The organism is Saccharothrix sp. ST-888, assembly GCF_000955975.1.
In the GTDB taxonomy this organism is placed as follows: domain Bacteria; phylum Actinomycetota; class Actinomycetes; order Streptomycetales; family Streptomycetaceae; genus Kitasatospora.
Window position 1 is genome coordinate 24,147 of record NZ_JYJF01000082.1, and the last position, 10,185, is coordinate 34,331.

11 protein-coding genes are annotated in these 10,185 nt (G+C 70.9%); 9 read left to right on the forward strand and 2 right to left on the reverse strand.

Features of this window, described 5'->3' with window-relative positions; all coding sequences use genetic code 11:
* Positions 1–306: 306 nt before the first annotated feature.
* Positions 307–1,194, forward strand: coding sequence for an LLM class flavin-dependent oxidoreductase (locus UK12_RS23205; protein ID WP_045305038.1), 888 nt, complete (start codon positions 307–309; stop codon positions 1,192–1,194).
* Between the two features lie 488 nt (positions 1,195–1,682).
* Here UK12_RS23205 and UK12_RS39920 read toward each other — a convergent pair whose 3' ends face one another.
* Positions 1,683–1,823: a hypothetical protein gene (locus UK12_RS39920; protein WP_156178871.1), complete on the reverse strand. Its 141-nt coding sequence runs from the start codon at positions 1,821–1,823 to the stop codon at positions 1,683–1,685.
* 1 nt (position 1,824) lies between these two features.
* Here UK12_RS39920 and UK12_RS23210 point away from each other — a divergent pair, with 1 nt between their 5' ends.
* The 8 genes from UK12_RS23210 (at position 1,825) to UK12_RS23245 (ending at position 8,796) form a co-directional block, all read left to right on the forward strand.
* Positions 1,825–2,328, forward strand: a complete 504-nt coding sequence (locus UK12_RS23210; RefSeq protein WP_045305039.1) for a hypothetical protein — start codon at positions 1,825–1,827, stop codon at positions 2,326–2,328.
* Between the two features lie 79 nt (positions 2,329–2,407).
* Positions 2,408–3,232, forward strand: a complete 825-nt coding sequence (locus tag UK12_RS36815) for a hypothetical protein (RefSeq protein ID WP_052682092.1) — start codon at positions 2,408–2,410, stop codon at positions 3,230–3,232.
* The gene (locus UK12_RS23220) at positions 3,229–4,098 is read left to right on the forward strand and encodes a hypothetical protein (protein ID WP_045305040.1); all 870 of its coding nucleotides are present in this window, start codon (positions 3,229–3,231) and stop codon (positions 4,096–4,098) included. Before UK12_RS36815 ends, UK12_RS23220 begins: the two co-directional genes overlap by 4 nt.
* A complete protein-coding gene (locus tag UK12_RS23225; protein WP_045305041.1) occupies positions 4,095–5,051 on the forward strand; it encodes a hypothetical protein in 957 nt (318 codons plus the stop codon). Before UK12_RS23220 ends, UK12_RS23225 begins: the two co-directional genes overlap by 4 nt.
* A gap of 126 nt (positions 5,052–5,177) precedes the next feature.
* Complete coding sequence (locus UK12_RS23230; protein WP_045305042.1) at positions 5,178–6,218, forward strand: ABC transporter ATP-binding protein; 1,041 nt, start codon at positions 5,178–5,180, stop codon at positions 6,216–6,218.
* Complete coding sequence (locus tag UK12_RS23235; protein ID WP_045305043.1) at positions 6,202–7,119, forward strand: ABC transporter permease; 918 nt, start codon at positions 6,202–6,204, stop codon at positions 7,117–7,119. The genes UK12_RS23230 and UK12_RS23235 overlap by 17 nt, the downstream gene beginning before the upstream one ends.
* Before the next feature lie 12 nt (positions 7,120–7,131).
* Positions 7,132–8,049 (forward strand): ABC transporter ATP-binding protein, encoded by a 918-nt coding sequence (locus UK12_RS23240; RefSeq protein WP_045305044.1) that lies wholly within the window; start codon positions 7,132–7,134, stop codon positions 8,047–8,049.
* 30 nt (positions 8,050–8,079) lie between these two features.
* Positions 8,080–8,796, forward strand: a complete 717-nt coding sequence (locus UK12_RS23245) for an ABC transporter permease (protein ID WP_045305045.1) — start codon at positions 8,080–8,082, stop codon at positions 8,794–8,796.
* A 128-nt stretch (positions 8,797–8,924) separates the two neighbouring features.
* Here the strand turns inward: UK12_RS23245 and UK12_RS23250 are convergent.
* The coding region (locus UK12_RS23250; protein ID WP_231591351.1) for a CynX/NimT family MFS transporter at positions 8,925–10,185 on the reverse strand (1,261 nt) is incomplete at its 5' end.

A 10,185-nucleotide genomic window follows, 5' to 3' on the forward strand; every position in this document is an offset into this window, starting at 1 on the left:
ACCGACTACTACGTCTGGCCTCGCGATCCCTGGCTGCCGTGCCGCACGGCCCCCCGACCCTGCCACCGACGTCCTACGCCGAGGGCCGCTGGCTCCGCCTACTCGACACGTGGGAAACCCTGCGCGACCGCCTGACCCACCGGGTAGGCGGCTGTGCGTGCGCGAGGGCGCGACCTGGAAGGGCCTCGACCGGCTGCCCGGGGCCGACCTGCCTGCCGGCCCGGGGCAGCCGTTGCATGGCCCCGCGGACAGGGCGGAGCTTTGCCTTCCTGAAGAGGCGACTACGACTCCCGTAAGGTCGGCAGTATGCGTCTCAGCACAGTGATCCTCCCCATCCACCAGTGGGCCGAGGGACAGAAGATCTGGCGGCGAGCCGAAGACCTCGGTTTCCACGCCGCGTACACCTATGACCACCTGTCCTGGCGGTCGTTCCGGGACGAGCCCTGGTTCGGGGCCGTCCCCACCCTGACCGCCGCCGCGACGGCGACCGAGCGGATCCGGCTGGGCACGCTCGTAACTTCGCCGAACTTCCGGCACCCGGTCACGTTGGCGAAGGAACTGGTCTCGGTCGACGACATCTCCGGCGGGCGGCTGACGGTGGGGATCGGGGCCGGCGGGGTCGGGTTCGACGCGACGGCCATGGGGCAGGAGCCCTGGTCGCCCAAGGAGCGGGCGGACCGGTTCGGGGAGTTCCTGCCGCTGCTGGACAAGCTGCTGACGCAGGACGCCACGACGGACGAGGGCCGGTTCTACTCGGCGGTGGAGGCGCGGAACATCCCGGGCTGCGTGCAGCGGCCCAGGGTGCCGTTCTACGTGGCGGCGACCGGTCCGCGCGGGCTGCGGCTGGCGGCGGAGTACGGGCAGGGCTGGGTGACGTACGGCGACCCGCGCGGCCCGGCGGACGTACCGGTGGAGCAGGCGCCCGCAGTCATCGCGGCGCAGCTCGCCAAGCTGACGGCGGCCTGCGAGGCGCAGGGCCGGGACGTGGCCACCCTGGAGAAGGTGCTGCTGCAGGGGTCGACCGCGGAGACGCCGCTGCAGTCGGTGGGCGCCTTCGTCGACTGGGCGGGGACGTACCGGGAGATCGGCATCACCGAGCTGGTCGTCCACTGGCCGGTGCCGGACTCGATCTTCGAGAACGACCTCGCGGTCTTCGAGGAGATCGCCACCGAGGGCCTGTCGCAGCTGGGCTGAGTTCTGCTGGAGGGACGGCGCCGGGGTGTCTCGACGGGCACCCCGGCGCTCTGCTGTGCGGGGAGCCCGTTGTGGTTCGGTCGCGAGGTGTCCGATCGGTCGGCCGAGGGCCGACTGTCAGGGACTATCGTGTTGCCGGAGTGCCTGATGGGCTCTCACAGTTCCAGCTGAACGTGGTGCGGTCGGTCTCTGCGGGGCCGACGGGGGTGGCCTGGGCCGAGGACCGCGCGCGGCGCCATCCATTCCTGTTGGGGGAACTCCTTGTCCGCGCCCGACCGAGCGCCGTCCGACAGAACTCCGTCCGACAGAGCGTTGTCGGACAGAGCGTCGTCCACCGATGAGTCGGCCAGGCCTGAGCAGCCTGCGTCCGCGCGCAGGCTGCCGCGCGCTGCGGGCATCGCACTGGCGGCGGTCGGCCTGCTCGCGGTCACCGCGACCAGTGCCGCTGTCACCGTCGCCGTGGGCAGGCCGGCAGCCCGCTCCACGGTTCAAGCCACGGCCACGGCCGGAGCCGCGGCCGGGGCCACGCCCACCACCGCCGCGACCTCGCCACCCTCACCGGCTCCGAGTACGAGCCCGAGCCCGAGCGGGTCGGCGGAGCCCACGTCGAGCAGGACCCTGCACGGCACCGTGAACGGCGGTACGCACGGCGGTGACCTCCGCTACTTCCTGCTCCCGATGCCGGACGGTGCCGAGCCCTACGGTTCGCCCGACGGAACCGAGTTGAGTGTCAAGGACATCGCGGCCCGGTACAGCAACTCCGGCGAGATCCCTGCCGTGCTGGACTCGTACGGTTACCAGGACGACGGTGCCCTCCGCCGGTACCGTACGGCGGACGGCAAGCAGGAGGTCGAGACCCGGCTGCTGCGCTTCAAGTCGCGTTCCATGGCGAAGGAGTTCGCGAAGTCGGAGACGTTCAAGAACGGTCAGAACTTCGGCATCGACGGCGACGGCGAGGCCCAGGGGTACCTGATGAAGCCGGGCCAGGAGGCGTGGACCGGACGGCTGGTCGGGGTCGGCTACGTCGGAGACGTCCAGTACCAGGTCACCGTCTTCGTGAAGGGGACTCCGGACAAGTCCCAGCTGATGGACGTGATGAAGCGTCAGCGCGAGCGGCTGTCCGACGGTGGCTGAGCTTCCGCCGAGGCCCGAGGCGCCGGATCCCCGACCCCGTTCCATGACAGCGGCCCAACCTGCCGTACCGGAGAAGCCAGTGAGCACCCACGAGACCGCAGAGTCTCCCGAGCCGAATCCCAGCCCGGACTTGAGCCCGAACCCGATCCCGGCAGTCGACTTCGACGACGCCGGGTCGTCCGACGAACCTGGGCCGGTAGCGGAGTCGAAGGCCAGGCGCAGCCCGCGCACCGTGACACTGCTGGTCGGCGCCCTGCTGCTGGGCCCGCTGCTGGGCGCCGGGATCGGCTACACGGTCCAGGCAGACCGTCCGGCGACGCCGCTGCCGTCGTTGCACGTCGCCGCGCCGAGCTACCCCACCATCGCCCTGGACGCCGAGGCCGCCGCCGAGGCGGCACCGAAGCCGCTCGCCATCGACGGCGACCTGCGCAAGCTGCTGATCAGCAAGCCCGACGGCGCGGACGACTGGGACAACTACGGTCACGGCGACGGCTCGGGCTGGCTCACCGTCGGGGCGAAGGCGGGCTCGTACGGTGGTGCGGACAAGGAGTTCACACAGCTGGTCCGCGACGGCTTCCGCCGGGACGCGGTGGTCGCCTGGACCAAGGGCGGCAACAACTACCGCGTGGAGCTCATCCAGTTCGATGCGGACCACGCCTACTCTGCGATCGACTGGACCGAACGCAGCGCCGCCGTACTCAAGTTGGACGGCACGGTCCACGGCACCTATCTGGTGCGGACCGAGAAGAACCACTTCGCCGACAGCACCAACACCTACTACTTCGGGAGCGCCACGGCCCGGCGCGGCAACGTCGTGATGGTGGTCGGCATCTACTCCCAGAGCCAGGTCTCCGCCGATGAGCTCAAGGGCATCGCCGCGCAGCAGTGGGAGCGACTGGTATGAGTGAGACCACCGGCACGGCCGAGACCGCAGTCCGGGAACCCACGGCGCAGCAGCCCGAGCCGACGTCCCCCGCGCTCCGGGAGCCGGCTCCGGCAGCGGAGTCGCCCCGAGCCCCCGGGGCGAATCCGGGCCTGGCGCTGCGCGCGGGCGCGGCGGTGGTCGCGGCGGCGCTGCTGGGGGTCGGGATCGGTGTCGGCATCCTGAAGGTCCGGTACGACGACCCGGCACCCGCCACCGCCGCCTCGGCTCCCGCGTCCGCCGCCCCGCCGAGCGCCTCGGCCGGGCCTTCCTCCGGTGCGAAGTCCGATGGCACGCACGTCGGTTCGATGCGCGACCTGCTGCTGCCGATGCCCGCCGGGTACCAGCTCGGACCGGACGCCGGAGCGTACGGCAACGACACCGAGCTGACGGATGACCAGCGCAGGGCGTGGGCCGAGGACATGGTCAGGACCATGCCGGAGAAGCTGCGGGACGACGTGCGCAAGGTGTGGCAGGACGTGCCGCTGAAGGGCGCCGGGGTCCGCAGCTACGCCACCTCCCCCACCGGTGATCTGGTGGTCACCGTCTGGCTGCTCCAGTACCACCAGGACGCGGTGAAGGCGGACAACGCCTTCGTGGGCGCGATGGCTTCGGACCCCGGGCTGTTCCGTGAAGGACCGCAGATCCCGGGGCACCAGGAAGCGCACTGCTACCTGCCGGCCGCTCCGCCGGGAGACAAGCTCGACGAGCTGATCTGCTCGGCGGCCGTGGGCGACCTCCGGGTCGAGGCGCAGGTGGAGGGCGTCGCACCACTGCCCAAGGACAAGGTCGTGACCCTCCTCCGCCGGCAACTCGACCGGCTCGCCCTGCCAGGAGCATCCGCATGACCGAGAGCACCCGCCCGGACGCACCGGCAGCGTCGTCGACAGGGCTGTCCGCCGAGCCGACCACTGATCCGGCCGCCGAGGACGTCCGCAAGCCGCGCCGTACGACCGCGTTGCGCTGGGGCGCTGCCGCGCTTCTCCTGCTGCTCTCGGGAACGGCGACGGCGGTCGCGGTCACGGCGCAGCCCCGGACCGACATGCCAGGCCTGCGGACCGCGAGCGACGGCCGCTACGCGTTCCCGCCACTGACGCTGCCTCCGCTGCCGTCCGGCAGGCCCGCGCCGGGCGCGGACCCGGCCAACCGGCGCCACTACGCGGACCTGCGTCTGTTGCTGCTTCCCGTTCCCAAGGGCGCCTCGGACGCCTCCGGTGCCTCGGCCTCAGCGAGTACGACCCCGTCCGCAGATACCACCTCGTCGGCGAGCGCCTCGCCTTCCGCATCCGCATCCGCATCCGCACCGGCAACATCCGCACCGGCCTCCGTATCCGCAGCCGGCACCATGCCCGCCGCAGGCGCCGCCTGGGCGAAGTGCTCGGACTATGCGGACCGCTTCAAGTCCCCCGCGACGCGGACCGCCCTGCTCAACGAGAACGCCTGCCGCGCCGCGACCCAACGCGTCTGGACCGCACCGGACGGCACCCGTACCGAGATCTGGCTGCTCTCCTTCGGCTCCGAGGCCGAGGCGGGAGCGTTCTACCGCGACCTCGGCACGGAGCAGCTCAAGGACGTACCGGCCCTGACCGACGTTCATCTGCCGATCGACGTGGGGCCGGGCAGCCGAGCCCGGCTGATGTCGGCCGGTAAGACCGCCGGTGGCGCCAAGGACCCGGTCGGCCGGGTGGCCGGTCTGGTCAACGGTGACGTCTTCGCCTCGGTGGCGATGACCAATCCGAGGGGTGTCCCGGTCTCCGCCTTCCAGCAGGTGACGATCCTCCAGGCGAACATGCTGAACTGACGCCGTTAGACACCGTAGGTCCGATCCCCTAGGGGAAAGGGCCTGCGGTGTCATCCCGCAGACGCAGACGGGATTCGTCGTGCCAGCTCATATCGCGCGCGACTGCTGCGCACTACGTTGGTGAACGTGTCCACTGTCATCAAGACGGACGGCCTCACCAAGAGGTTCCCCCGGGTCACGGCGCTCGACCAGCTCACCGTCGAGGTGCAGCCTGGGGTCGTCGGCCTGGTGGGGGCGAACGGAGCAGGCAAGTCCACACTCATCAAGATTCTGCTCGGGCTCTCCCCGGCGACCTCCGGTACCGGCCAGGTGCTCGGTCTGGACATCGCCACCGAGGGCCCGGCCATCCGTGAGCGGGTCGGCTACATGCCGGAGCACGACTGCCTGCCGCCGGACGTCTCCGCGACCGAGTTCGTCGTCCACATGGCCCGGATGGCCGGTCTCCCGGCCGCCGCCGCCCGTGAACGCACCGCCGACACGCTGCGGCACGTCGGACTGTACGAAGAGCGCTACCGGCCGATGGGCGGCTACTCGACCGGTATGAAGCAGCGGGTGAAGCTGGCCCAGGCGCTGGTCCACGACCCGCAGTTGGTCTTGCTGGACGAGCCGACCAACGGCCTCGACCCGGTCGGCCGGGACGACATGCTGGCGCTGATCCGCCGGGTGTACAGCGACTTCGGGATCTCCGTCCTGGTCACCACGCACCTGCTGGGCGAGCTGGAGCGCACCTGCGACCACCTGGTGGTCATCGACGGGGGGCGTCTGCTGCGGTCCTCGTCCACCGCGTCCTTCACCGAGATGACCCAGCTGCTCGCGGTCGAGGTCACCGACCACCCGACGGACCTCGCCTTCGACGCCGACGCGGCGGTCCGCGCCAGGCTCACCGAGGCCGGGCTCTCGGTCGTGCCGGACGGCTCCCGGGTCCTGCTGGTCGAGATAAGGGACGAGGACACCTACGACACGGTCCGCGACACCGTCGCCGACCTGGGGCTCGGCCTGGTCCGGCTGGAACAGCGCAGGCACCGGGTCGCCGAGATCTTCACCAGCGACGCCCCGGACGACGCGACCCGCCCCGACGAAGCACGACCCGAAGCAACCGGACCCGAAGCGACCCGAACCGACGAGGCACGAGAGGCAGGAGGTGCCCACGATGTCGCTGCCTCCTGAGGCCACGGCCCACCGGACGGCTGCCGCCGACAGCGGCGTCATCCACAACATCGGCTACCGCTCGTACCAGGGCCCGCGTCTGGGGCGCTCGTACGCCACCCGCTCGCTGTTCGTCCAGAGCCTGCGGGCCGCGTACGGCCTCGGCCGCTCGGGCAAGTCCAAGGTGCTGCCGATGCTGGTGCTCGGTGTGCTGGGCGCGCCAGCCCTGGTGATCGTCGCGCTCGCGATCCTGCAGCACAGCAAGCAGCTGCCGCTGGACTACCCGCAGTACCTGTCCGCCTTCTCGCTCTTCGTCGTGATCTTCCTGGCCGCCCAGGCGCCGGTGCTGATGTCCCGTGACCTGCGGCACCAGACGGTGCCGCTGTACTTCTCGCGGCCGATCACCCGCAGCGACTACGTCCGGGCCAAGTTCGGCGCGATGGTCGCGGCGATGATGCTCCTGATGACCGTGCCGCTGGTGGTGCTCTACGTCGGATCGATCCTCGGCGGGCTGCCGTTCGGCCACAACACCGGCCACTTCCTCTACGGGCTGGTGGCCGCCGCGCTGTACGCGGTGCTGTACTCGGCGCTCGGTCTGCTGATCGCCGCGAGTACCCCGCGCCGGGGCTTCGGGGTCGCCGCGATCATGGGTGTGCTGGTGGTCAGCTCGATCATCGCGGGCATCGTGTTCAACCTGTCGGTCGGCTCCGGCGGCCAGGTGCTGGACTCCGCCCAGTGGTCGGCCGTGCTGTCCCCGTCGACGCTGGTGGACGGTCTGGTCAACCAGATCTTCGGGCTGGCCGAGAACCCGAACACCACGCACGCCCCCGGCGCGCTCGGAGTGGTGGTCTTCGCCGCCGAGATCGCCGTGCTGGTGGTCGGTTCGTACTGGCTGATGCTCAGCCGCTACCGGAAGATCTGAGAGGGCGTCGACATGGCTGTCATCACCATCGACAAGGTCTCCCGCTGGTTCGGAAACGTCGTTGCGGTCAACGACGTGTCCATGAGCATCGGCCCCGGTATCACCGGCCTGCTCGGGCCGAACGGCGCGGGCAAGTCCACCCTCATCCACATGATGAGCGGCTTCCTCGCGCCGTCCGCCGGTGCCGTCACGCTGGACGGTGAGGCGATCTGGCGCAACCAGCAGGTGTACCGGAAGATCGGCCTGGTCCCCGAGCGCGAGTCGATGTACGACTACCTGACCGGCTGGGAGTTCGTGCTCGCCAACGCCGAGCTGCACGGCCTGGCCGACCCGGGCGCGGCGGCCGAGCGGGCGCTCGCCCTGGTCGAGATGGAGTACGCCCAGGACCGGCGTACCGGTACCTACTCCAAGGGCATGAAGCAGCGGGTCAAGATGGCCTCGGCCCTGGTGCACGACCCGTCGGTGCTGCTGCTCGACGAGCCGTTCAACGGCATGGACCCGCGTCAGCGCCTGCACCTGATGGAGCTGCTGCGCCGCTTCGGCGCGGACGGCCGGACGGTGCTGTTCTCCTCGCACATCCTGGAGGAGGTCGAGCAACTGGCCCGCCACATCGAGGTGGTGGTGGCCGGACGGCACGCCGCCTCCGGCGACTTCCGCAAGATCCGGCGGCTGATGACCGACCGGCCGCACCGCTACCTGGTCCGCTCCAGCGACGACCGGCGGCTCGCCGCCGCGCTGATCGCCGACGGCTCCACGGCCGGCATCGAACTCGACTGGCAGGAGCGCGCCTTGCGGATCCAGGCCATCAACTTCCAGGGTTTCACCACCCTGCTGCCCAAGGTCGCCAAGGAGGCCGGTATCCGGCTCTACACCGTCTCCCCGGCCGACGAGTCGCTGGAGAGCGTCTTCTCCTACCTCGTCGCGTCCTGACCCCGCGTTCCACTGGAAGGGCTGGAACCCATGAACCGGACCGTAGCCAGGCTGACCGTACGCGGCCTGCTGGGCCGCCGCCGCGGCGTCCTGCTGCTGGTCGTCCCGGCACTGCTGCTGGTGATCTCCGTGATCGCGCGGGGCGCCGACGTCGACAAGCACGACCTGGCCGTCAACATCCTCGGCACGCTCTCGCTCGGCACCCTGGTGCCGATCCTGGGTCTGGTGGTCGGGACGGGTGTGATCGCCACCGAGATCGACGACGGCTCGATCGTCTACCTGCTGGCCAAACCGCTGCCCCGCTGGAAGATCATCACCACCAAGCTGGCCGTCGCGATCGTCACCACCTGGGTGTTCGCCGCGATCCCGACCCTGTTGGCGGGCCTGATCATCTACGGCACCAAGGACAACCTGGCCGTCGCCTTCACCCTGGGCACGCTGGTCTCGGGGGCCGCCTACAGCGCGGTCTTCCTGCTGCTCGGCGTGGTCACCCGGCACGCGGTGGTCGCCGGACTGGCGTACGCGCTGGTCTGGGAGAGCCTGGTCGGCAACTTCGTCAGCGGCGCCAAGACCCTCAGCGTGCAGCAGTGGGGCCTTTCGGTGGCCAAGGCGGTCGCCGCCGACGGCTCACTGACCGCCCCGGTGGCCCTCGGCGTGGCGATCCCGCTGCTGATCGTGATCACCGTCGCGGCCACCGTCTTCGCCTCCGTCAGGCTGGCGGGCATGACCCTCGCGAGCGAGGAGTAGGACCGCACAGGCCGAGCGGGGCGTGGTTTCCCACGCCCCGCTCGGCCTGCCCGAAGCGGTACATCGGCGGAACGCCGGTCCGGTGCAGCACGGTTCTCAGAGCGGGTGAGCCCCGGAGTGGGCAGTGCTCAGAGGGTGCGGTTGCGGCCCGCGCCCCAGCCCGCCACGGCGGCGACCGAGGCGAGTACGAGCATCAGGATCAGCAGCAGGTCCCAGCCACCGGTCGCCTGGCGCAGGGCACCGGCACCGACCGGTCCGGCGGCGGCGACCAGATAGCCGACCGCCTGGCTCATCCCGCCCAGCTGGGCCGCGCCCGCCGCGCTGCCGGTCCGCAGCACGATGAAGGCCAGCGCCAGGCCGAGCGACCCGCCCTGGGCGACACCGAGTACGGCCGCCGAGACCCAGGCCCCGGAGACCGGGGCGACGAGCAGGACGGTGATCCCGAGCGCGTTGAGCGCCGCCATCGCGACGGCCAGCCCGCGCTGGCTGGTCATCCGGCCGGCCGCCAGCGGCACCAGGAAGGCACCCGCGACCTGCACCAGGTTGCTGAACGCGAAGACCAGACCGGCCTCACCCCGGTCCATGCCGTGATCGGCCAGGATCGTCGGCATCCAGGCGACCAGGATGTAGACCAGCAGCGAGGAGATGCCCATGAAGAGGCTGATCTGCCAGGCCAGCGGCGAACGCCAGATCCCGTCGATCTGCCGGCCGGCCGGTGCGGCGGCCACCGCCGCCTTCTCCTGACGGGAGCGCAGCACCTGCGGCAGCCAGGCGACCGCCGCGATCAGCGCGAGCAGGGACCAGACGCCGAGCGAGCCCTCCCAGCCGCCGCCGAGCACCTTCTCCAGCGGCACCGAGGAACCGGCCGCCAGGGTGGCGCCGATCAGCATGGTGGTCGAGTAGACGCCGGTCATGGTCGCGGCCCGGTCCGGGAACTCGCGCTTCACCAGGCCGGGCATCGAGACGTTCAGGACGGCGATCGCGACACCGATCACCACGCACCCCGCGTACAGCGCCGCCACCGAGGGCAGCACCCGCAGCAGCACTCCGGCGCCCAGCACCAGCACCGCGCCGAGTACCACCCGCTCCGTGCCGAAACGCCTGGTCAGCCGGGGCGTGAGCGGTGCGCCGACACCCTGGAACAGCACCGGGACGGTGGTGATCAGGCCGCTCGCGGTCGCGGAAAGCCCGAAGGTCCGCTGGATCTCACCGACCATCGGCGAGATCGCGGCTAGGCAGGCGCGCATGTTGAGCGCGACCAGCACGATGCCGATCAGCAGCAGCGCCGGGTGGGCGAGCTTCGTGCGAGTACGGACTACTGGGCTGACGACCGGCTGCTGGGCGCTGGTGACCGACATGACGGACTTTCTCTCCGGGCAGGACACGGGC

Excerpts from the sequence above, each read along its gene's own strand:
- UK12_RS23240 (WP_045305044.1), top strand. The coding sequence starts at position 7,132 with ATGGCTGTCATCACCATCGACAAGGTCTCCCGCTGGTTCGGAAACGTC.
- UK12_RS23245 (WP_045305045.1), top strand. The coding sequence starts at position 8,080 with ATGAACCGGACCGTAGCCAGGCTGACCGTACGCGGCCTGCTGGGCCGC.
- UK12_RS23220 (WP_045305040.1), top strand. The coding sequence starts at position 3,229 with ATGAGTGAGACCACCGGCACGGCCGAGACCGCAGTCCGGGAACCCACG.
- UK12_RS23205 (WP_045305038.1), top strand. The coding sequence starts at position 307 with ATGCGTCTCAGCACAGTGATCCTCCCCATCCACCAGTGGGCCGAGGGA.
- UK12_RS23225 (WP_045305041.1), top strand. The coding sequence starts at position 4,095 with ATGACCGAGAGCACCCGCCCGGACGCACCGGCAGCGTCGTCGACAGGG.
- UK12_RS23235 (WP_045305043.1), top strand. The coding sequence starts at position 6,202 with ATGTCGCTGCCTCCTGAGGCCACGGCCCACCGGACGGCTGCCGCCGAC.